We start from the raw sequence: 20,149 nt of genomic DNA on the forward strand, positions 1-20,149 counted from the left end.
GCGGCACGCGGGCGAGGCGCACCCCTGGTGGCCCGGCGCCCGGTCTTTTCCGCAGTGCCGGGGTTCCTTGACCTGGTGGCGAATCGTCCGGAAATAGCCTGGCTTTTCAGGGGATTTCCGAGTCAAAGGGGCCGGATATGTCAACGAATCCGATCCTCGACTGCCCGCTCGACCAGGTGCCGGAGGGCCCGGAGTTCATCGAGGCCGCCATGCGATGGCACTTCAGCCCCGAGACCGGCTCGCCGTACTGGCTGGAACGGGCGAAGACGCTCGGCTTCGACCCGCGCGAGGACGTGCGCACCTTCGAGGACCTGCGCCGCTTTCCCAACGTGGCCAACGAGCTGCGCGGCGTCCGGGTGGAGGACCTGATCCCCCGGGGGTACGGCCCGGACGCGGACGTCATCGGCGTGTACGAGAGCGGCGGCACGACCGGGCCGCCCAAGCGCGTGGTGCTGCTGCGCGACTGGATGGAACGGCTGATGCACCACACCGAGAAGGATCTGCAGGTGAAGGGTTATCCCGAGAGCGGCCACTGGCTGGCGCTCGTGCCGACCGGGCCGCACGTCTTCGGCGAGCTGGTCCGCTGGCAGGCCGCGCGGCGGGGCGGCGTCCCCTTCACCGTCGACATGGACCCCCGATGGGTCAAGAGATGCATCGCCGAGGGCCGCGCCGACGAGGCCGAGCGCTACGCCGAGCACCTGGTCGACCAGTGCGCCCACATCCTGGAGACCCAGGACGTGCGGGTCCTGGTGACCACGCCGCCGCTGCTGACCCGGCTGGCCCGCAGGAACGCGCTCATCGACCTGATCAACGCGAAGATCGACGTGATCGGCTGGGGTGGCGCGCACATGGATCCCGACACCCACTATCTGCTCCGCACGGAGGTCTTCCCGGACGTCAAGCTGTACGGCACGTACGGCAGCACGATGATCCTCGGCGGGCTGGGCGAGCGCATCGTGCCGCCGGAGCAGGACATCGTCATCTTCGACGCCTTCTCCCCCTACATCACGTTTTCCGTGATCGATCAGGAGAGCGGCGCGCCCGTCCGATACGGCGACCGCGGCCAGGTGGTGATGCACCACGTCAGCAAGAGCTTCCTGCTGCCCAACAACCTCGAACGCGACCTGGCCACCCGCGTGGCGGCGCCGCCGGGGCAGCTGGGCGACTCCGTCGCCGACGTCGGCCCGCTCCCCACCTTCGAGAACGAGCAGGTCATCGAGGGGGTGTACTGATGGACGAGCTGATCCGGCTCGACGCGCTTGGAGCGGGCGGGGCCTATCACAGCCGCAGCCGGTTGACGATCACCGAGCTGACCGGGACGCCGGTCGCCGAGCTGAGCCTGGTGCCGCGGCTGTTCGTGCAGCGGACGATGGCGGCCCTGCGCGAGGCGCGCACCCTGCCTGCCCACGATCGGGCGGCGGCCCTCGCCCGCGCGGGACGGCTCTTCGCGACCGGCGTGGTGGACGGCATCCCGGCGGAGAGATACCAGCACATCGTCAGCCGCGTCTCCGGGATGCCGATCACCGTGGTCCGTTCGGCGACCGAGGGCATCGGGCGGCGCGCCGCCGAGGCGTACCGCACCACCCGGTACGCCCGTCCGCAGGGCGCGGTGGACGACTGGCGCGACCCGCTCACCCGCAACGGCCACGCGGTCTGGACCCGGCGCGGCGACGTCTTCGCCGTACACGCCGCGGGCAACCACCCGGGCGTGCACACGCTGTGGCTGGAGGCCCTGGCGCTGGGCTACCGGGTCGCGGTGCGGCCGTCGCGGCGCGAGCCGTTCACCCCGCACCGCCTGATCACGGCGCTGCGCGAGTCGGGGTTCGGCGACGACCAGGTGGTGCTCCTGCCGACCGACTACGCGGTGGCCGACGACGTCATCCGCGACGCCGACCTCGCCATGGTGTACGGCGGCGAGGAGGTCGTGAACAAGTACGGCAACGACGTCAGGGTGCTGCCTCAGGGCCCGGGACGGTCCAAGATCCTGCTCACCGGACGCGACTGGGAGTCCCATCTGGGGACGATCGTGGAGTCGATCAGCGCCTTCGGCGGGACGGCCTGCGTGAACGCGACCGCCGTCTTCGTGGAGGGCGATCCCGCACCGGTGGCCGAGGCCGTCGCGGAACGGCTCGCGGCGATCCCGAGCCTGCCGCCGGAGGACGACGGCGCGGTGCTGCCCGTCCAGCCGGTCGCGGACGCGCACGCGATCGAGAAATACCTGCTCGACCACGTGAACGGCGCGACGCCCGTGCTCGGCGGCGACGGCGTGGTGGACGACCTGGGCGACGGCAGCGCGGCGCTGCGGCCGGCCGTCTTCCGGGTGAACCGGCCAGATGCGCCCCAGACGGGCATCGAGCTGGCGTTCCCCTGCGTGTGGTTCGCGCCCTGGAGCCGGGCGGACGGCGTCGAGCCGCTCAGGAACACGCTCGTGCTGACCGCGATCACGGATGACGAGGGGCTGGTCGACCGGTTGGTGGAGGATCCGTCGATCAGGAACGTCTACCTGGGGGACACCCCCACCTATCTGATGCCGCCGTGGGTGCCGCACGACGCCTACCTCGGCGAGTTCCTCATGCGCACAAAAGGTGTCATCCGCACTTAGCGCGCTGTGCGCCCTTAAACAACCGCAAAAGGCCCAGTAGATTGCGGGCATGCACAGGACGAGACGGTGGCGGCGCCGCCTGCTGTGGACGCTCGCCGTCGTCGTGGTGCTCGCCGTCGTCGCCGTCGGCGGCGCGGGCTGGTACTACTCCGGCCTGGTCATCGACCCCGTCCACACCTCCGGCTATCCCCTGGAGGTGACGGCCGTCGACGGCGACCAGGTCACCATCAAGGGCGGCTCCGACACGGCCGCCCCCGGCACATACGGCCTGACCTGGGCGGACGGCAACGCGCTGCTGGGCCAGGTGGTCACGAGCGGGGCCGGCACGGTGACCAGGAAGGTCGCCGAGGTCGTGCGCGGCGAGCTGCGTCCCGGCGTGCGGGCCTACTTCGACCGCTGGCTGTGGGGCCACGGGACCCCGGCCGCCGCCGGCGTGCCGTACACGGACGTGAAGATCCCCTCGCCGCTCGGCGACTTCCCCGGCTGGCGGACCGAGGGCACCTCCACGACCTGGGTGATCGCCGTACACGGCCGCAACGGCGGCCCGGCGGAGGCTCTGCGCGTGCTGCCGGTCTTCCACAGCCTGGGGATGCCGGTGCTGGGCATCACCTACCGCAACGACGAGAACGCCCCGGCGAGCGAGGACGGCAAGCTCCACCTTGGCGCCACCGAATGGCAGGACGTCGCGGCGGCCATCACGTACGCCAGGAAGCAGGGCGCGACCGGCATCGTCCTGTACGGCTGGTCGATGGGCGGGGGCATCGTGCCGATGACCGTGCGCAACCTGCCCGGCGAGCCGATCAAGGCCATGATCCTCGACAGCCCGGTCATCGACTGGCGGGCGCCGATCGCCCTCGGGGCCGAGCAGATGGGCGTGCCCGGCTTCCTCGTATCGGTGGGCGAATGGGTCATCGAACGACGCACCGGCGTGTCCTTCGACGACATCGACCACCTGCGGCACGCCCGCGAGTTCACGATCCCCACGCTGGTCTTCGTGGACGACGACGACGCGACCGTGCCGACCGGTCCGGCGCTGCGGTTCGCCGAGGCCCGCTCCGACATCGTCAGGCTCGTACGGACCAGCGGAGGCGGGCACACCGGCTCCTGGAACGCGGACCCCGGGCGTTACGAGCGTGAGGTCAAGGAGTTCGTCTCGTCCCTGTGACAGGAGCCGGGGACCACGACGGTCATCGAGCCGCCGACCGGGGTGAAACAGAGCCGTTCGTACACGCGCCCGGCCGGGTCGCCCTCAGACACGGCCAGGCCCGGCCGTCGGCCGCCGCCCTCTCCCGTACGGCGGCCGGCATGCGCGTGCCGAGGCCGGAGGGCGTGCGGGCGGGATGGCGGAAGACCTCCACCACCCAGGGCCGGCCGTGGTGGAGCATGACCGGCACGCCGCCCGCCCCGGTCAGAAGCACGCGTTCCACACGAGGGAGGATCTCGGAGCCCGACGAGGCCGGGCGACACCCTTTTCCGGACCGGAAGCTCCGCCGCGTCTACGTGCAGGGATGACCCACTTCCTCCGGGGTTGAGCATGGGCTTCGGAGACGGAGTCGGAAAAAGATGGCGTGGCCCGGGAACAACAACTCCGGACACGTGGTTGGATGAAGTGTGGCCGGTGTGCAGGTGTCCCCGGGCCTCACCTAATTTGCCTTCGCGGACTACCGTTCGGCTGGAGCCGCGTTGTGCCTTTCGCCGAGAGGCGACCCGGCACCGGCACCACACGTGCGGGACCCCGGCAGGAGATCCTCCTGCCGGGGTCCTGGCGTCTACGGGGTCTTCCGATGTCTCTGCGGAGTCTTCTCGGCGGTGAACGGTTCACCGCCGCAGGACGCCTGAGCCCTGCGGATATCAACCTCCTTACCCCTTTGCATCCACTTTTGTCGGCTGAGGGTGACAAGATGCGTCCGTGCCTGATTTGGATCCGCAGTCGATCGCCTCCTACTGGGACGCGGAGGCAGACACCTTCGACGACGAGGCCGACCACGGGCTGCGCGACCTCCGGGTCCGCGCGGCCTGGGCGGGACGGCTGCGGTCCTGGATGCCGCGGCCTCCCACCGACGTCCTCGACCTGGGTTGCGGCACCGGGTCGCTGACGCTGCTGCTGGCCGAGCAGGGGCATCGGCCGGTGGGCGTCGACCTGTCCCCCAGGATGGCCGAGACGGCCCGGGGCAAGCTGGCCGCCGCGGGCTTCACCGCACCCGTCCTCACCGGCGACGCGAGCGACCCGCCGGCCGACGCCGGCACCTCCTTCGACGTCGTCCTGGCCCGGCACCTGCTGTGGACCCTGCCCGCGCCGGAGCACGCGTTGCAGACCTGGATGGGCCTGCTGCGCCCACACGGCCGGCTGATCCTCATCGAGGGCAACTGGCAGGCCTCCGGAGACGGCCCGCCGTACGTGCCGGGCGCCCACTCTCTGCCCTGGCTCGGCGGGGTGAGCGCCGAACCACTCGTCGAGGTGCTCCGGCCGTACGCGTCGAGTGTGGCGGTGGAACCGCTGACCGACCCGGTTCTGTGGGGAAAGCCCGTCCACGACGAGCGATACGCCGTCATCGCCCACCGCTGAGCTGCGTAATTCGCGGAAAACACACAATGCCGATTCCGTAAACGTCTCGGCAATTAGTCGAAGCATATTGCCGGCGAAATGCGCGGGCAAAGCGCGGCCTGGTCATCGCGTCGTAGCCGACAGCCACGTCCAAGGGCGCACATGGAATTCCGCAGCGGTCGGCCCGGGAGGGGTCAACTCGCCTGGACGGGCTCCGGAGGCGTGTGCCAACGATTGAGATACGACCCGATCGCTGATCGGAGAGGAGTATCTCTATGCACGGCACTCGATTCTCATTACTGCTGGGTCCGGCAGTCCTGTCCGCAGTCACGCTCTGGCCGGCCATCGCATCGGCCGCCACCACCGCCCACCCCACCGGCCTCGCCGCCGCGCTGAGCGCGCCGCGGGCCGACGAGCCGAGCACCGACCTCGGCGAGCAGTCGGAGGAGGCGGCCCGGGAGAGCGGACGCGCGTACCAGGAGGAGAGCGGGTACGGGCGGGAGAGCGCCCAGGAAGAGGAAGGTTCGTCGGGCGAGGAGTCGAGCGGCAGCACCCAGTCGGAGAGCGACCTCGGCCATCAGCGCTCGCGGTCCTCGCTGAACGAGTCGTCACTGGGCCAGTCGTCGCTGCGCGAGTCGTCACTGAGCCAGTCGTCGCTCAGCGAGCAGTCGTCCAGCCGTCCGATCAGCTACACGCGGACGATCACGTACCAGCGCCCGGTCACGCAGACGCGGATGGTGACTGAGAGCCGTCCGGTCACGTTCACCCGGCACGTCACCTACCAGCGCCCGGTCACCGAGACGCGTACGGTCACCCGGATGCGCCCGGTCACCGAGACGCGCCAGATCACCTATCAGCGTCCCGTGACCTACACGCGCATGGTCACCGAGACCCGGCCGGTCATCCACCAGGAGACCTTCCAGCGTCCGGTCACCCAGACGCGGTACGTCACCGAGTCACGTCCTGTGACGCGGTACGTCACCTATCAGCGTCCCGTGGTGAAGTACGTCACCGAGCGCCGCGCGGTCACCCACCAGGAGACCTTCCAGCGGCCCGTCACCGAGACGAAGTTCGTCACCGAGACGCGCCCGGTGACCCGCCAGGAGACCTTCCAGCACCCGGTCACGCAGACGCGCTTCGTCACCGAAAGCCGTCCGGTCAACTACACCCGGATGGTGCCGGAGACCCACGAGGTGAAGTCCACGCACTGGGTCACCGAGAGCCGTCCGGTCAGCTACACGCGCATGATGACCTACCAGCGCCCGGTCACCGAGACCAAGTACGTCACCGAGTCGCGGCAGGTCACCAGCTACAGCCGGCCCATGATGCACCAGTCCTCCTCCAGCGGCAGCAGCGAGGAATGCGACTGATGAGCCGGGAAGCCAAGCCCTGACATCCAGTCGGGCCACGAGGGGCACGAGCGGTTCCCGCCCGTGCCCCTTCCGCACGTGCGCCCAGCGTCATTCGTCGAAGACGTCACAGCGCCTGGAGTCGTCCGGGTCGTCCCTCAGACACCCTTCGTCCACGGCATTGGACACCCCGGGCAGATCGATCGCCGCACTCAACACGGCCTGGGGGTCGGCGCCGAGGACGAGTTTCAGGCGGAAGGACTCCGGCATGTCCTCGACTCTGGTCGCCGCCGGCAGCGCGGGGTCCGCCTCGCTTCTGCGGAAGTTCTCGAACGCCGTCCGTGCTCTGCCCCACCCCCATGACCAGGGCGATCTCGGCGTCCGCCAGGTCGAGGTAGCAGCGCAGCACCAGCGCCTCCCGCTGGCGCCGGGGCAGCCGGGCCAGCGCGAGCAGCACCGCGAGCCGCACCAGGCCGACCCGGTGCTCGCGATACAGGCCCGCCAGATCGGCCCGGGGAGGCGGTGCGGGCGGAGCGAGCGCCGTCGGCCATAGGGATTCACGATCCATGCAGTGTGAACGCGCACCCCCGCCGATCCGCTGCTCGCGGATTTCCGGCCGCACACGTGCGAAGGCCCCTCCGGACGATGGTTTGGAGGGGCCTCGCGACGTCGCGACCCGGTGTCACGCCTCGCCGGCGTGGGCCGCCAGCACGCGCCAGCCGTACTCGCCGGTGTGCACCCAGGTGCGCGTGTAGCGCAGCCGTCCGGCGAAGGGCTCGCCGGCGAAGGTGCCTTCGAGCGTGCCGAGGAAGCACGTGACCCCGGTCGTCCCCGAGACGACGACGGTGAGGTCCTCCTCGGCCACCTTCGTCATCACCTGCGTACGCGAGCGGTGGTTGTGGAGATCGAGCTGTTTGGCCTCCGTGTGCAGGCGGCCGTCCGGCGGTCCCGTGAAGACGAGCCGCTCGTCGAGCAGCCGGTCGAGCTCCTCCACGTCACCGAGGAGCTGCGCCTTCTGCAGCCGCCGCTCGGCCTCGTACAGCTCGTCCAGAAGAGTGCCTGCCATGTCGGTCCTCTCCGTCGTGGCGCGTCTCCGGCGACACAACGGTAGTCCCGAGCGGCTCGTTACCCGGCGTTCCGCCTGCTCCCTGGAAAGTTGCAGAACGGGCAGAACGGTTCGCGCTGGACGCACACCTTCACGGAGTCGCTGTCGTTGGCCGGATCGAGGTCGAGCTCCTCGCCGCCGACGGTGGCGGTGTTGACCGTCTCCGCGACCGCGGTGGCCTTCGCGCGGACGACCAGCGTGGCCGTCGCGCCACTGGCCAGCGTTCCCACCGCCCACGTGCCCCCGGCGTACGTGCCGGTCGACGGCGTGGACGACAGGAAGGCGAGGTTGGCGGGCAGGACGTCCTTGACGGCGACGCCGGTGGCGTCGTTGGGCCCGGCGTTGGCGACCGTGACCCGATAGGTGACGGTCTCGCCCACGGTGACCTCGGTCCGGTCCGCGGACTTGACCACGCTCAGGTCGACGGCCGGGTTGACCTCGGTGACGGACCAGATGGCGCTGGACATCGGCGCTCCCTCGGGCCCCGTCCAGCAGCCGGGATCGGCAACTTCCTCGACGACATCTTCTTCGGCACCCCGGCGTCGGTGCCGAGACGCCCGCGGTGGGACAGCCGCCAGTAGAGCTTCTGCCCGGGGGTCGTCGGGCGGTCCTGGTAGAGGGTCGAGACCTGGTTGGCGTTGAGCTCCGCGAACTGCGCGCCCTCCGCCGCCGGAACGTTCATCCGGGGGCTCCAGATCTCGATCCTGTGGTCGGTGGCGGTCGTCCGCCAGCCCGGCACCGCGTTGGGACCGCTCTGCGAGGCGTCCGGCAGCGAAGCCCATGTCCCGGTGACGACGGGCCTCTCGAACCCGCCGTTGACCAACGCCACCTGCTCGGGGCACGACGCGGGGTTCGGCGCCGCCGCCCGCGGCGTCACCGTGGCCGCGGCCTCGGTGCGTACGGGCGCGGCTCCGGCGAGGACCGCGTCGGACAGCGTCAGCGGGACAGCCGCCGCCACCAGGGCGGCGATGGGATAACACATCCTGCGGATGCGCCTCATCGATCAACGTCCTCTCGTCGTGGCGATTCACCAGGCCGTACGACCGGCGCCGGCACCGCACGGAAGATTCGTGCGGCGGGGACGAGAGGAGCGGCACGACACGTGCGGCCGTGCCAACAGTTGGCCGGACTTGTTCTCTGCCGACCCTGCGCAGGGAAGATCTGGATCTATGTCGACGGCTCCCGCGGCCAGAACCGGACCAGGAACCGCTCCCGCGGATCCGCGTCGTCATCGGCCCGCGTGCACACCCGTACGTTCCACAGCCGTTCCGGCTCGCCGAGCAGCAGGAAGCCGTCCTGCACGTCCGAGTACAGCGTCGTCGCGCAGACTTCGCCGGTCTCCGAGCGGAACACGCCGGTGACGACATCCGCCCACGCGTCGCGCTGGTCCCCCGGCTCGTCGTCCCACGCTTCGAGCGTGAGGCTCACGAGGTCGTCCTCCGCCGAGAGCGCGAGGCCGCGGTGGTCGGACGGCTCGAAGGGGTCCCAGGACGACGACACGTCCACGACGAAGAAGGTCCCGTCGTGGACGTGCAGCTCACAGTCGCTACGCGAGATCAGGGGCATGCGGACCGCCGGTGGTGAGAGACGGATGACGTACGACCGCCGCCCTGAGCAGCCGGTCGTGGAGGAGCCGGGCGTCGGCGTCGAGGAACGCCGCCAGCCCGCCGGCGAGCAGGAGCACCAGCCCGATGTCGGGAACGAAGGCGAGGAAGGGGAAGGCCAGCGTGCGCAGGGCCGCCCTGCCCGCGCCCAGCCGTCCACCCGTCCGCACGTCGACGACGCGTACGCGCAGCAGCCGCTTGCCGAGCGTCCGGCCCCACACGGCGTGCTGCACCCAGACATAGAGGAGCAGTATGAGCAGGTCGAGCAGCTCTTCGGGCCGCACGCTGCCCTCCAGCACGTCGCCGAGCCGTCCCAGCAGGCCCTGGTCGAACCAGGTGAACCAGACGCTCGGATCGACCAACGACCAGGCCGGTTCCACGACCAGGCGGAGAGCAGCGACGACGACCAGGTAGTCGATCAGAGCCGCCACCGGACGACGCCACGCCGTCCCGCCGACGGCCGGCTCTTCCCGGGCCGCCGTACGCGACGCGGCGAACACCAGCGCCGCGGCCAGCAGGAGGCACCGCTGGTTCGGTCCCCAGCTGTCGAGCACCCTGCGGAACCACTCGGCGCTGAGTATCGGAACCGTCTGCAAGCAGCCCTCGGGCTCGACGTACATCGGGGTGAGGGGCTCGACGACGGCGATCACGACGAGAAGCCCCGCGACGCGCCTGCCGACGATCGCGCGATCCGTGTCGCGCACGTACGCCAGGAGCCCTAGGAGCACGGCCAGAGCGGGAACCGCCCAGCTCTCGGCGGTTTCCACCACCCTCGACAGGTCATCGCGCAGCGTGGACAGCGGCCATTCGTCGCCGCCCGGCCTGCCGACGCACCCCTGGATCACGAAGGGCCCGTTCTCCACCCGCCGCAGCTCCCATGTCGGAACGGCGGCCAGGGCGACCGCGGCCAGCCAGGCCGGAACGGCGAGCCAGGCCGGCAGGCGTGGGCGTCTCACGCCCGGTCCATGTCCGGCAGGAACGGGTGCACCACGACCCGGCATGATCATCTCCTCCCGCGAGCCCCCAACCTAACGGCCGGGCGGCTGGCGGGAACCCGAAATGATCAGGAAAAGCGGCGGTACGGCTCAGCGGGCGGCGCGCACGGCCTCCCGCGCCGCGCGGGCGAGCTTCTCGTCGTACGGCCGGCCCAGCTCACGCGCGAGCTCGATCGTGCGGTCGAGCAGCGCCAGCGCCTCGTCATGGCGGCCCGCCACGCGGCAGGTCTCGGCGTAGGTGTGCAGGAAGTCGATCTCCAGTTGCACCTCGGCCAGCGGTTCCAGCAGCTCGAAGGCCCGCCGGTGGTGGTCGAGCGCCTTCTCCAGCGAACCCGCGATCCGCAGCGCGACACCGAGATAGTTGTGGCACCACGCCTGGTTGTGCTGGAGATTGTGCTGCTCGGACAGCGTCAACGCCTCGTGCAGCCTGCGCTGCGACTCCGCCGGGTCGTCCGGCGCCAGCGCGAGACCGAGCGTGACGAGCCCGGTGACCCGCGCGGGCCCGTCCGCCAGGGCGAGGGACGCCCGGGCGAGTTCGGCGGCTTCGTCGCGCCGCCCGAGGTGGAGCGTCACCCACCCGTCGAAGGCCAGCGCCTGCGACTGCCCCATCCGGTGCCCGAGCTTCTCGAACAGCTCGCGTGCCCGCCGGAAGTGCGCCTGCGCCGCTTCGAGGTCGCCGAGGTCCCGCCGTACGAAACCGATGCGCAGCGCGAGGGCGGCGGCGGTGTCGTCGTCCGGCCCCGACCGCTCGGCCGTCTCGTAGGCCGACAGCGCCTCGCCGAGGCGTCCGGCGGCGGCCCGGGCGAAACCGAGGTCCGCGAGCAGCGCGGCCCGCTGCCGATCGCGGCCGAGACGCCCAGCGGCGTCCGCGGCGGCTTCGAGCAGGCGCGCCTGGTCGTCGGTGCCGCGGTGGCGGAAGAACCAGACCCGCATGGCCTGCGGCAGCTCGGCCACCACCTCGTCCATGCCCAGCCGTACGGCGGTGTCGAAGCAGGCCACCAGGTTGACGTATTCGAGGTCGAACCACGCCATCGCCTTCGCCGGGTCTCCCGGCGCGGGGTCCTTGCGGTGCGGTGAGGGCAGCGTGCGGTCGTGGGCGACGGCCTGCGCCAGATAATGCGTCAGCACCCGGCGCAGCGCGGCTTCGGCCCGTGGCTCCTCCTCGGCGGCGAGGTCTGCCGCGTACTGCCGGAGCAGATCGTGCATCCGATATCGCCCCGGCGAGGGCTCCTGCACCAGGTGGGCGTCGACCAGTTCCTCCAGCGCGGCTGCGGCACGGTCGGGCGGCATGTCGGCGAGCGCGCCCGCGGCCGAGGCGTCGAAATCGGTGCCCGGCAGCACGCCCAGCAGCCGGAACATCCGGCGCTGAGCCGTGTCGAGCTGCTGCAGCGACATGCCGAACGCCGCGTCGAAACGGCTGGGGGTGGCGCGCAGCCGTTCGGCCAGCACGGCCACCGTCCAGCCCGGACGGTGGCGAAGCCGCGCGCCCGCCATCCGCAGCGCCAGCGGGAGCCCGCCGCACTGGCGCAGCACCTGGCCGACCGCCTCCTCTTCGGTGAGCGACAGCCCGGCCGCCCGGCCGAACAGGTGCGCCGCGTCGTCGTCGGCCAGCGGCTCCAGGGACACCGGCGGCACCGCGTCCAGGCTGACCAGCCGGTGACGGCTGGTGACCAGCACCGCGGACTTCCCCGCGCCAGGAAGCAGCGGACGCACCTGCTCGGCGTCGACCGCGTTGTCGAGCACGACGAGGACCCGCAGGCGCGACAGCTCCGACCGCCACAGCGCCGCACGTTCGGCGGTGCCGGCCGGGGGATGCGTGACGTCCAGCGCGCCCAGCAGCCGGCCCAGCGCGGCGTGCGGCTCCAGCGGCTCCTGTCCCGGGGTGAAGCCCTGCAGGTCGAGATAGAGCCCGCCGTCCGGGAACGCGGAGACGAGCCGATGGGCCACGTGCACGGCCAGGCTGGTCTTGCCCACGCCCGCCATGCCGTCGATCGCCGCCGCGCCGGTGGTGCGGATCAGCTCCTCGACCAGGGCACACTCGGCTTCCCTGCCGGTGAAGTCGAACAGGTCGGCCGGCAGATCGTTGCGCCGCCGGGCGGGCGCCGCTCCGGCTTCGGCCGCCTCGGCCCACAGCGCGCGCAGTGGCCGGGGATCGCGTCCCACGGCCCGGCACAGCGCCACGACGGCCTCCCACGGCGGCACGAGCTGTCCGGTCAGATATCGCGACAACGACGAGCTGCTCAGCCCCGTCTGGCGGGCGAGAGCGCGCAGGCTGAGCCCGCTCAGCTCCTTGATCCGGCCGAGCTGAGCCACCAGTCGTTCCTGGGGGCTGGACACGTGCAACACCGTACCCGTCCCGGCCCGTACGGACGGATCGGCGGCGCGTTCGCGCAGGTCAGCAGCGTTATCGGTGTCCCACGGTGTCCCACTGGGCAGGCGCCGCCGGGCACGCCGATGGTCTGATAGCTCGTGTCGGAAACACCTGCGGCGAAGGAGTGGCGATGTCGACCGAGCGCATGCCGAACCCGGCGGCTTTGATCCCCGAGGCGATGGAGGCCCTGATGGCGCTCAACAGGGCCGTCGCAGGCGCCGGAGTGGACGGCAGACTGCTGGCGCTGAGCCACCTGCGGGCCAGCCAGATCAACGGCTGTGCTCCCTGCGTCGCCGGGGGCGTCCACCAGGCCCGGCGGCACGGCGCGACCGATGACCAGGTGCACGCCGTCGCCGCGTGGCGGGAGACGCCGTGGTTCAGCGACGAGGAGCGTGCCGCACTGGCCCTGACCGAGGCCGTCACCCGGCTCGCCGACCGGCCCGACCCCGTGCCCGACCAGGTGTGGGACGTGGCCGCCACGCACTTCGACCAGAAGGAGCTGGCCGCGCTGCTGCTCAACATCGCGATCGCCAACGCCTTCAACCGGCTCAACGTGCCGACCCGACAGCAGGCGGGCCAGTGGTGACGCCGTCCCCCATCACCGCCTGAAGCCGTACATCACAGAAGAGAGGAAATCGTCATGTCGAAGACCACCACCGCCAAGGGCCAGAAGTACGACGGGTTCACCGAGGAAGAGCGCGACGCGATGAAGGAGCGCGCCAAGGAGCTCAAGACGAGCGCACGGCGGGGCGCCAAGGCCGACACGGAGAGCGAGGTGCTCGCCAAGATCGCCGAAATGCCCGAGTCCGACCGGGTCATCGCCGAGCGCCTGCACGCCGTGATCAAGGCCGCCGCGCCGACCCTGACCCCGAAGCTGTGGTACGGCATGCCGGCGTACGCCCACAACGGCAAGATGGTCTGCTTCTTCCAGGCCGCGGCGAAGTTCAAGGCCCGCTACGCGACGCTCGGCTTCAGCGACGCGGCGAACCTCGACGACGGAGCCATGTGGCCGGCGTCGTACGCCCTGGCCGAGCTGACCCCCGAGGTCGAGGAGAGGATCGCCGCGCTCCTGAAGCAGGCGCTGAGCTGAGAAGGTCCGGCTACCTTCACGACGTCAGCCTCATGACGTCAGTCGACAAGCGCCGAGCCGAAGACCCACGGGGACGTCTGGGAGATGAAGTCCCCGGGGAATCCGAGCTCGAAGCCGGTGGCCTCCTCCAGCCGGGCGATGCTTTCCGGCGGCAGGGTGAGGCCGGCGGCGGCGAGGTTGTCGCGGAGCTGGTCGGCATCGCGCGCCCCGACGATGGGATGGATCGCGCGCGACCGGCTCGCGGTCCACGCGATGGCCACCTGGGAGGGCGTGGCCCCGAGGTCGTCGGCGACGTCCTGCACCACCCGGGCCATCGCGTGGTCACGGGCCGACAGCGACTCCGCGTTCAGCCGGCCGCCGGTCGCGGGGGCGCCGGGGCGGGTGTACTTGCCGGACAGCACGCCGCCGCCCAGCGGGCTCCAGGCGGTGACGCCCAGCCCCAGCGACTCGGCCATCGGCAGCAGCTCGCGTTCGATGTCGCGCTGGAGCAGGCTGTACGGCACCTGGAGACCGACGAACGGGCTCCACCCATGCCACTGCGCCAGCGTGTTGGCCCGCGACACGATCCAGGCGGGGGCGTCGGAGATCCCCACGTAAAGAACCTTGCCGGAGCGGACCACGTCGTCCAGCGCGCGCATGGTCTCCTCGATCGGCGTGTCGCGGTCCCACATGTGCACCCAGTAGACGTCCACGTAGTCCGTACGCAGCCTGCGCAGGCTGGTCTCCAGCGACGCCCGCAGGTTCTTGCGGTGGTTCCCCGCCGCGTTGGGGTCGGCGCGGTCGCGTGACACGGTGTATTTCGTGCCCAGCACGAACGACTCGCGCCGGCCCTCCAGCAGCTCGCCGAGTATCCGCTCGCTGGCGCCGTCGCGGTAGTTGATCGCGGTGTCGATCATGTTGCCGCCGGCCTCGGCGTACAGGTCGAGCATGCGCCGGCACTCCGGCAGCGGCGCGCCGACGCCGCCCTGCTCGCCGAAGGTCATGGCGCCCAGGATCAGCTCGGAGACCCGCAGGCCGCTCGCGCCCAGCGTCCGGTATCTCATGCCGTCGCCGATCCGCTGAACAGCTCCGCGGCGGCGGCCTTGTCGGGATCGGAGACGACCAGATGGATCGCGATGTGCGTCATGGCAATGACCATACACACTGTATGGACATGTCGTCCAGATCGAATGTATGGACGTAGCGTCCATACACGCCGTCGTACGCTTGGTCGCATGTCTTCCAAGCGCACCGCTCCCGCCGCGCGCCGCTCGGGCGTCGCGGCCTCCGCAGAGCTTCGGGAGCGCATCCTGTCGGCGACGCGTGAGCTGCTGCGGGAGCGCCGCTTCGACACCCTGAGCGTGAGCGACATCCTGACCGCGGCCAAGGTGTCCCGGGCCAGCTTCTACTTCTATTTCCCGAGCAAGCAGGCGGTGCTCGCCGAGCTCGTACGCGAGGCCGTGACGCAGGGACAGCAGGCGGCCGAGCCCTGGACCGGCGGACGGCAGGACCCGGCCGCCGCGCTCCGGGCCGGTGTGACCGACGGCGCACGGTTGTGGCGCGCGAACGCGGGCGTGCTCATGGCGATCGTGGAGAGCTGGGGCTCCGACGACGACCTGCGAGCCCTGTGGCTCGAACAGATGGACCTGTTCACCGAGGCCGCCGTGGCCCGCATCCGATCCGACCCGGAGGCGCTGCGGCATCTCGGCGACGCGGACGTACGCGCCGTGGCCGCCTCGCTGACCTGGATGGGCGAACGGCTCTACTACCTCGCCGCCTCGGGGGTGCCGCCCTTCGACGACGAGCAGGTCCTCGTCGACGTGCTCACCAATGCGTGGACCTCGCTGCTCTACGGCCGGTGAACCGGGCGGCGACCTCTCCCACGCTCAGGCCGCGCCGCCGTCGTCCGGTGCGGCGGGTGACTCGGGTGCCGTGAGGCGTGCGGCGAGCGCCGCCGCGGCATCGGAGAGCCCGGACCGGCGCCGGCAGCACAACAGCAGGTTGCGCTTGGCCCAGGAGTTCGTCAGGTCCACGGCCCGCAGGTCGTACGTACGCCGCCAACGGTCGATCGCACGCGCGGGAACCACGGCGATGCCGACCCCGGCCGCCACCGCGCCGCAGATCGCCTCCGTGGACGGCAGATGCGCCCGGTAGCGGGGCCGGAGCCCGAGCGGCTGGGCCTGCCCGCTCAGATGCTCCTGCAACGGGTTCCCCTCGGTGAAGCCGACGAACGGGTGGCCGAGGCACTCGCTGAACGCGACATGAGCACGCGCGGCCAGCGCGTGGCCCGGCGGTGTGATGACGACCAGCGGATCGGGACGCAGCACCGCCCGTTCCAGCCGGCCCGAGTCCACCGTGTCGGCGATGATCCCCAGCTCCGCCCGGCCGTCGGTGACGGCGGCGACGATCTCGTGACTCGGCCGCTCCTCCAGCTCCAGGTCGATGTCGGGATTGTCGGCCATGAAGTCGACTATCACCGACGACACGAGCGTTTCGGTCGCCGAAGTATTCGCCGAGATCACCAATGTGGACCGCAGGCCGTCGGAATAGCGCGACAATTCAGAACGCATCCGAGCAATCTGCTCGGATACCTGACGGGCATGGGCCACCAGCAGCCACCCTGCCGGTGACGGCACGACACCACGGCGATGCCGGATCAGCAGCGGCGCCCCCAGAGCCTTCTCCATCGCCTTGATCCTCGTGCTGGCCGAAGCCAGCGACAGGTGTGACCGCTCCGCACCCCGGGTGATGCTGCCCTCATCGACCACCTGCAGGAACAGCTGAAGATCGGTCAGGTCGTACGTCATGGTCGAGACGCTACCCATCTCGGCCCCCACTCTGGAGACTTCGGGTCAGCCGAAGGCTCGCCCCAAAAAGAACTCATTGTGAACTCGGGTGCAGGCGTCAAGACTTTGTCCTGATCTGCAAATTCGCTATCCGGAGGCGTCAATGTCACCTCAGGCCGAGCCGGCCGAAGTCGCCGAGAACCGCATCGCCGCGGACTGGGATTTGGATCAGTGGGCGGACCGGATCCTCGAACAGGCCGGCGTCGGAGTCACCATTCTGGATCGCCACGGAACGGTGATGTACTACAACAAGTGGGCTTCGGAGCACCTGGACCGGAAGCCCGGATACATCGGAGACGACGTCCGGAAGCGACATCGCCGAGCGGTGACCAATCCCCGTTTCGACGCCATGCTCCGGCTCTTCGAAGAGGGCCGCGTCGAGCCGGTGCGCTACGTCGCCAGGCCGTACGGCAAAACCACGATCCTGGTCACGGTCTCACCGATCCGGGTGGACGGCGAGCTGGTCGGCTTCTCGCAGATCGTCCTTCTCAAGGACGAGATCCAGGAGCTCTGCGCGCGGTTCGACGAGTCGGGACGCGAATCCTTCGAGCGAGAAATGCTGCCCTGACCTCGATCTTTCGCCGGTCTGCATGCAGTGGTCGGCAAGCTCGCGGAGCACGACCAACTGGTGCTCGGCTTCCAGCCTCTCGAACGAGGCGACACCCTGCGGCATCGGACGAAGACCCTGCGCCGGTTCATTCAGAATGACCGCATGCTCGTGCACGTCGCCCTGCCTATCATCACGGCCCCTCGCTGAGTTTTACGAGCTGCTACGCGCGGCCTCGCGAGGGTGGTCCGTGGCCTGAAGGGCGGTCACTGGTCCGCTTTAGCCGCTTTCATGCCAGTACGGACGGCACCAATCGGCAATGTCGGCTTTGTCTTCTCGTCGCCTCCGGGCAAGATCTCGCGGTTAGCGTCGTGCGGCCACATTCCGCACGCGGAGGTCTGAAGCCATGCCTGAACTGTCCCGCAGAAACTTTCTCGGCACTGCCGCTGCCGTAACGGGAGCGGCCGCCGTCGGCGCCGCACTGCCCAGCGCCAGCGCCGCCGCGGCCCCCACACAGAAGCCCGGTCACCCGCCCAAGCCGTACGGCGACATCCGTGACGTCAAGCACGTCATCGTGATCATGCAGGAGAACCGCAGCTTCGACCACTATTTCGGCGCGATGAAGGGCGTGCGTGGTTTCGGCGACCGCTCGACCATCGTGCTCCCCGGCGGCAAGACCGTCTGGGAGCAGCCGAAGACGTTGACCGACGGCGCCGAGACGCAGTACCCGTGGCGGCTGAGCGGGGCCAAGACCTGGAGTGGAGCGACCCCGCCGAGCGCCGAGCTCGGCGCCGCCAACTACGGCGGCACCAGCCACGGCTGGACCGACCAGCACGGCGCCTGGTACGGCGGCCTCATGAACGGCTGGTACTACGCCAAGGGCGGCCCGACCACACTGGGCTACCTGGACCGCCGTGACCTGCCGTTCCACTACGCCCTCGCCGACGCCTACACGGTCGGCGACGCCTACCACTGCTCCGCACTCAGCGCCACCGGGCCCAACCGCACCTTCCTGTGGGGCGGAACGATCAACGCCGACAAGAAGCACGGCAGCTTCACCGCGTACGACGGCGGTGACGAGCGCGGCAAGTTCCTGCCCTGGGAGTCCTACGCCGAGACGCTCCAGAAGGCGGGCGTCAGCTGGCGGGTCTACCAGTGCGCCGACGACTACGGCGACAACGGCCTGGAGTATTTCAACACCTTCGGCAAGCTCGACCCCACTCAGGGCGGGACGGCCGAACCGGGCAACGTCTTCTACGACAACGGCGTGAAGAACGTCCCCGAGCCGGTCACCGGGCTGTCGGGCAACGCCGACAACCTCATCGCCGCGATCCGCGCCGACGTGCTGGGGGGCACCCTGCCCCAGGTGAGCTGGATCGTGAACAACCAGTTCTTCTCCGAGCACCCGGTCACGGCGCCGAGCAACGGCGCGTACTTCCTCCGCGGTGTGCTCGAGGCCCTCAACGCCGACCCCGACGTGTTCAACTCGACCGTGGTGATCATCAACTACGACGAGAACGACGGTCAGTTCGACCACGTCCCGCCGCCCGTGCCGGCGCCGGGCGAGGCGGACGAGTTCGTCTCCGGCACCATGGCCTCGTACGGCGTCACCGAGCCGCTCCCCGTCGGGCTCGGCTTCCGCGTGCCGCTCATCCTCGTCTCGCCCTGGACCCGCGGCGGCTGGGTGACCTCGGAGGTCTCCGACCACACCTCGGTCATCCAGTTCATCGAGAAGTGGTCCACCGCGCTCGGCAAGCCCGCCATCTCGCCCAACATCAGCGACTGGCGGCGCAAGGTCTGCGGCGACCTGACGTACGCCTTCGACTTCAAGAAGCCCATTTACGGCATGCCCGAACTGCCGGAGACCGGGCCGCTCATCCCCGAGACGCGATACACCCCGCTGCCGGGCGACAACATGATGCCGACCCAGGAGGAGGGCACCAAGCGGGCGCGGCCGCTGCCGTACCAGCCGAACGCCAACCTGGCCGGGTTCACCGGCGGGCCGTCCGGCACCGTGGCGAACCTGACGTTGAGCAACGAGGCCCCGTTCGTCACCAAGGCGAGCCACTTCTCCGTGTACAACAACCGCGCCGGGATCCCGTCGCTGGCGCAGTATCCGGCCGCGTTCCCGGGCCAGTACACGGTCGCCGCGCAGTCGACCATGTCCGGGACCGGCGCCGTGGGCTCCTCCGCCGGCGACACCGCGTACGACATCACCGTCATCGGCCCGAACCGGTTCCTGCGCCGGTTCGCCGGCGACGTCGCCACCGCCGGTAAGGACCTCGTCGTCGAGGCGGACTACTACGACGGCAAGTCGACGAAGAACCCGAAGCTGAAGCTCTGGCTGCGCAACAACGGCAGCACCCGCGTGACGTTCACGATCACCCACAACAACTACATCTCCGGCAAGCCGGACACCGTGAAGGTCAACGCGCACGGCAAGGAGGCGTGGACGGTCAACCCGGTGAAGGAGAGCGACGGCTGGTACGACGTGACGGTCACCGTCGACGTCGACGGAGGCTGGTCGCAGCGGTTCGTCGGCCACATCGAGACCGGTGAGGCCAGCATCACCGGCTGATCCGGCAACAGCATCGACGGCAGGCCCTTCCCGCCACACCGTGGGCCGCGAGCGAATCGCGCCCCGGCCCGCGGGGAGGGCCTGCCCTTTAGGGGCGGCACGGCCGCACACCGCCCCGATGACGTCACAAGGCAACACCGCACGCCTCGAGGAGCGGCGCAAGCCCGCGGCCGGTCCGCAGCCCCTCGCGCAGGTCGCCCGTCACCCCGGCCAGCTTGGAAAAGACGGGATGTTGCAGTGCTGTCGTTGCCGGCGCACTGGAGTCCGCGGACACCTGGCCCATTGGCAGCGACACCATCGGTTAGTGCTGACCGCCTCCGTTGTGGCCGGAGCCATCTCAGAGGCTTGAGCCGCCCTTGCCGGGTCCACTTTGGCCGGGTCCGCCCGGGTTGCTCTTGCCGGGTCCGCCCGGGTTGCCCTGACTGGGTCCACCCTGAGCGGGTCCACCCTGGCCGCCCTGACCAGGTCCACCCTGAGCAGGTCCACCCTGACCGGAGCCGCCGCCCCAGTGGCCAGAGCCGCCGGAACCACCCTGGCC

22 protein-coding genes are annotated in these 20,149 nt (G+C 70.3%); 12 read left to right on the forward strand and 10 right to left on the reverse strand.

The features are described 5' to 3' along the window. Positions 1-137 precede the first annotated feature (137 nt). Genes HCK04_RS33890 through HCK04_RS33900 form a run of 3 tightly spaced genes read left to right on the forward strand, consistent with a single transcriptional unit; the run spans position 138 to position 3,767 of the window. Positions 138-1,232: a phenazine antibiotic biosynthesis protein gene (locus HCK04_RS33890; protein ID WP_142651434.1), complete on the forward strand. Its 1,095-nt coding sequence runs from the start codon at positions 138-140 to the stop codon at positions 1,230-1,232. Further along, positions 1,232-2,602 carry an aldehyde dehydrogenase family protein gene (locus HCK04_RS33895; protein WP_142651435.1) on the forward strand — a complete coding sequence of 457 codons (1,371 nt, stop codon included), beginning with the start codon at positions 1,232-1,234 and terminating at the stop codon, positions 2,600-2,602. Before HCK04_RS33890 ends, HCK04_RS33895 begins: the two co-directional genes overlap by 1 nt. 49 nt (positions 2,603-2,651) lie before the next feature. Next, positions 2,652-3,767: a prolyl oligopeptidase family serine peptidase gene (locus HCK04_RS33900; protein WP_142651436.1), complete on the forward strand. Its 1,116-nt coding sequence runs from the start codon at positions 2,652-2,654 to the stop codon at positions 3,765-3,767. A gap of 22 nt (positions 3,768-3,789) precedes the next feature. Here the strand turns inward: HCK04_RS33900 and HCK04_RS33905 are convergent, their stop codons facing one another. Beyond that, positions 3,790-4,029 (reverse strand): hypothetical protein, encoded by a 240-nt coding sequence (locus HCK04_RS33905; RefSeq protein ID WP_142651437.1) that lies wholly within the window; start codon positions 4,027-4,029, stop codon positions 3,790-3,792. A 482-nt stretch (positions 4,030-4,511) separates the two neighbouring features. On the opposite strand from HCK04_RS33905, the gene HCK04_RS33910 reads away from it, so the two are divergent. Both HCK04_RS33910 and HCK04_RS33915 read left to right on the forward strand, forming a co-directional pair. Next, on the forward strand, positions 4,512-5,168 hold the full coding sequence (locus HCK04_RS33910) for a class I SAM-dependent methyltransferase (protein WP_221890017.1): 657 nt from the start codon (positions 4,512-4,514) through the stop codon (positions 5,166-5,168). Positions 5,169-5,422: 254 nt separating this feature from the next. Beyond that, positions 5,423-6,517, forward strand: coding sequence for a hypothetical protein (locus HCK04_RS33915; RefSeq protein WP_142651438.1), 1,095 nt, complete (start codon positions 5,423-5,425; stop codon positions 6,515-6,517). A gap of 90 nt (positions 6,518-6,607) precedes the next feature. On the opposite strand, the gene HCK04_RS43050 is transcribed toward HCK04_RS33915, so the two are convergent. Further along, on the reverse strand, positions 6,608-6,766 hold the full coding sequence (locus tag HCK04_RS43050) for a hypothetical protein (protein ID WP_240972082.1): 159 nt from the start codon (positions 6,764-6,766) through the stop codon (positions 6,608-6,610). On the opposite strand from HCK04_RS43050, the gene HCK04_RS44455 reads away from it, so the two are divergent. Next, entirely contained in the window at positions 6,765-7,049 is a 285-nt protein-coding gene (locus tag HCK04_RS44455) for a hypothetical protein (RefSeq protein WP_346776137.1), read from the forward strand. The two genes, HCK04_RS43050 and HCK04_RS44455, sit on opposite strands and share 2 nt — an antisense overlap. Positions 7,050-7,178: 129 nt before the next feature. Here the strand turns inward: HCK04_RS44455 and HCK04_RS33925 are convergent, their stop codons facing one another. The 6 genes from HCK04_RS33925 to HCK04_RS33945 form a co-directional block, all read right to left on the reverse strand. Continuing rightward, a complete protein-coding gene (locus tag HCK04_RS33925; RefSeq protein ID WP_142651440.1) occupies positions 7,179-7,562 on the reverse strand; it encodes a nuclear transport factor 2 family protein in 384 nt (127 codons plus the stop codon). Between the two features lie 59 nt (positions 7,563-7,621). Continuing rightward, positions 7,622-8,068 carry a DUF11 domain-containing protein gene (locus tag HCK04_RS33930; protein WP_205831051.1) on the reverse strand — a complete coding sequence of 149 codons (447 nt, stop codon included), beginning with the start codon at positions 8,066-8,068 and terminating at the stop codon, positions 7,622-7,624. Next, positions 8,017-8,601, reverse strand: a complete 585-nt coding sequence (locus HCK04_RS41545; protein WP_205831052.1) for a hypothetical protein — start codon at positions 8,599-8,601, stop codon at positions 8,017-8,019. The genes HCK04_RS33930 and HCK04_RS41545 overlap by 52 nt, the downstream gene beginning before the upstream one ends. 167 nt (positions 8,602-8,768) lie before the next feature. Next, complete coding sequence (locus tag HCK04_RS33935; RefSeq protein WP_142651441.1) at positions 8,769-9,167, reverse strand: hypothetical protein; 399 nt, start codon at positions 9,165-9,167, stop codon at positions 8,769-8,771. Then, the gene (locus tag HCK04_RS33940) at positions 9,148-10,161 is read right to left on the reverse strand and encodes an RDD family protein (protein ID WP_168066498.1); all 1,014 of its coding nucleotides are present in this window, start codon (positions 10,159-10,161) and stop codon (positions 9,148-9,150) included. The genes HCK04_RS33935 and HCK04_RS33940 overlap by 20 nt, the downstream gene beginning before the upstream one ends. Before the next feature lie 129 nt (positions 10,162-10,290). After that, positions 10,291-12,537, reverse strand: coding sequence for an XRE family transcriptional regulator (locus tag HCK04_RS33945; protein WP_205831053.1), 2,247 nt, complete (start codon positions 12,535-12,537; stop codon positions 10,291-10,293). Positions 12,538-12,701: 164 nt separating this feature from the next. Here HCK04_RS33945 and HCK04_RS33950 point away from each other — a divergent pair, with 164 nt between their 5' ends. Further along, a complete protein-coding gene (locus HCK04_RS33950) occupies positions 12,702-13,157 on the forward strand; it encodes a carboxymuconolactone decarboxylase family protein (RefSeq protein ID WP_142651444.1) in 456 nt (151 codons plus the stop codon). Between the two features lie 54 nt (positions 13,158-13,211). Then, positions 13,212-13,661: a DUF1801 domain-containing protein gene (locus HCK04_RS33955; protein WP_142651445.1), complete on the forward strand. Its 450-nt coding sequence runs from the start codon at positions 13,212-13,214 to the stop codon at positions 13,659-13,661. Between the two features lie 38 nt (positions 13,662-13,699). On the opposite strand, the gene HCK04_RS33960 is transcribed toward HCK04_RS33955, so the two are convergent. Beyond that, positions 13,700-14,704: an aldo/keto reductase gene (locus tag HCK04_RS33960; RefSeq protein ID WP_142651446.1), complete on the reverse strand. Its 1,005-nt coding sequence runs from the start codon at positions 14,702-14,704 to the stop codon at positions 13,700-13,702. 171 nt (positions 14,705-14,875) lie between these two features. Between HCK04_RS33960 and HCK04_RS33965 the strand changes: the two genes are divergently transcribed. Then, positions 14,876-15,502, forward strand: a complete 627-nt coding sequence (locus tag HCK04_RS33965; protein ID WP_142651447.1) for a TetR/AcrR family transcriptional regulator — start codon at positions 14,876-14,878, stop codon at positions 15,500-15,502. Between the two features lie 24 nt (positions 15,503-15,526). Here the strand turns inward: HCK04_RS33965 and HCK04_RS33970 are convergent, their stop codons facing one another. Continuing rightward, the gene (locus HCK04_RS33970; protein ID WP_168066500.1) at positions 15,527-16,447 is read right to left on the reverse strand and encodes a LysR family transcriptional regulator; all 921 of its coding nucleotides are present in this window, start codon (positions 16,445-16,447) and stop codon (positions 15,527-15,529) included. An 88-nt stretch (positions 16,448-16,535) separates the two neighbouring features. Between HCK04_RS33970 and HCK04_RS43060 the strand changes: the two genes are divergently transcribed. The 3 genes from HCK04_RS43060 to HCK04_RS33985 all read left to right on the forward strand — a co-directional run bounded on the left by HCK04_RS43060 (position 16,536) and on the right by HCK04_RS33985 (position 19,611). Next, on the forward strand, positions 16,536-17,054 hold the full coding sequence (locus HCK04_RS43060; RefSeq protein WP_205831054.1) for a PAS domain-containing protein: 519 nt from the start codon (positions 16,536-16,538) through the stop codon (positions 17,052-17,054). Positions 17,055-17,081: 27 nt separating this feature from the next. Further along, a complete protein-coding gene (locus tag HCK04_RS33980; protein ID WP_168066502.1) occupies positions 17,082-17,243 on the forward strand; it encodes a hypothetical protein in 162 nt (53 codons plus the stop codon). 196 nt (positions 17,244-17,439) lie between these two features. Further along, entirely contained in the window at positions 17,440-19,611 is a 2,172-nt protein-coding gene (locus HCK04_RS33985; protein WP_142651449.1) for a phospholipase C, phosphocholine-specific, read from the forward strand. Positions 19,612-20,149: the final 538 nt, after the last annotated feature.

The sequence above is a fragment of the Microbispora sp. CL1-1 genome (assembly GCF_012034195.1).
In the GTDB taxonomy this organism is placed as follows: Bacteria; Actinomycetota; Actinomycetes; order Streptosporangiales; family Streptosporangiaceae; genus Microbispora.

Bases quoted from the DNA above. Each gene is read 5' to 3' on its own strand.
- HCK04_RS33890 (WP_142651434.1), top strand. From the start codon at position 138: ATGTCAACGAATCCGATCCTCGACTGCCCGCTCGACCAGGTGCCGGAG.
- HCK04_RS33895 (WP_142651435.1), top strand. From the start codon at position 1,232: ATGGACGAGCTGATCCGGCTCGACGCGCTTGGAGCGGGCGGGGCCTAT.
- HCK04_RS33900 (WP_142651436.1), top strand. From the start codon at position 2,652: ATGCACAGGACGAGACGGTGGCGGCGCCGCCTGCTGTGGACGCTCGCC.
- HCK04_RS33915 (WP_142651438.1), top strand. From the start codon at position 5,423: ATGCACGGCACTCGATTCTCATTACTGCTGGGTCCGGCAGTCCTGTCC.
- HCK04_RS44455 (WP_346776137.1), top strand. From the start codon at position 6,765: ATGTCCTCGACTCTGGTCGCCGCCGGCAGCGCGGGGTCCGCCTCGCTT.
- HCK04_RS43050 (WP_240972082.1), bottom strand. From the start codon at position 6,766: ATGCCGGAGTCCTTCCGCCTGAAACTCGTCCTCGGCGCCGACCCCCAG.
- HCK04_RS33925 (WP_142651440.1), bottom strand. From the start codon at position 7,562: ATGGCAGGCACTCTTCTGGACGAGCTGTACGAGGCCGAGCGGCGGCTG.
- HCK04_RS33930 (WP_205831051.1), bottom strand. From the start codon at position 8,068: ATGTCCAGCGCCATCTGGTCCGTCACCGAGGTCAACCCGGCCGTCGAC.
- HCK04_RS41545 (WP_205831052.1), bottom strand. From the start codon at position 8,601: ATGAGGCGCATCCGCAGGATGTGTTATCCCATCGCCGCCCTGGTGGCG.
- HCK04_RS33935 (WP_142651441.1), bottom strand. From the start codon at position 9,167: ATGCCCCTGATCTCGCGTAGCGACTGTGAGCTGCACGTCCACGACGGG.
- HCK04_RS33950 (WP_142651444.1), top strand. From the start codon at position 12,702: ATGTCGACCGAGCGCATGCCGAACCCGGCGGCTTTGATCCCCGAGGCG.
- HCK04_RS33955 (WP_142651445.1), top strand. From the start codon at position 13,212: ATGTCGAAGACCACCACCGCCAAGGGCCAGAAGTACGACGGGTTCACC.
- HCK04_RS33960 (WP_142651446.1), bottom strand. From the start codon at position 14,704: ATGAGATACCGGACGCTGGGCGCGAGCGGCCTGCGGGTCTCCGAGCTG.
- HCK04_RS33965 (WP_142651447.1), top strand. From the start codon at position 14,876: ATGTCTTCCAAGCGCACCGCTCCCGCCGCGCGCCGCTCGGGCGTCGCG.
- HCK04_RS33970 (WP_168066500.1), bottom strand. From the start codon at position 16,447: ATGACGTACGACCTGACCGATCTTCAGCTGTTCCTGCAGGTGGTCGAT.
- HCK04_RS33985 (WP_142651449.1), top strand. From the start codon at position 17,440: ATGCCTGAACTGTCCCGCAGAAACTTTCTCGGCACTGCCGCTGCCGTA.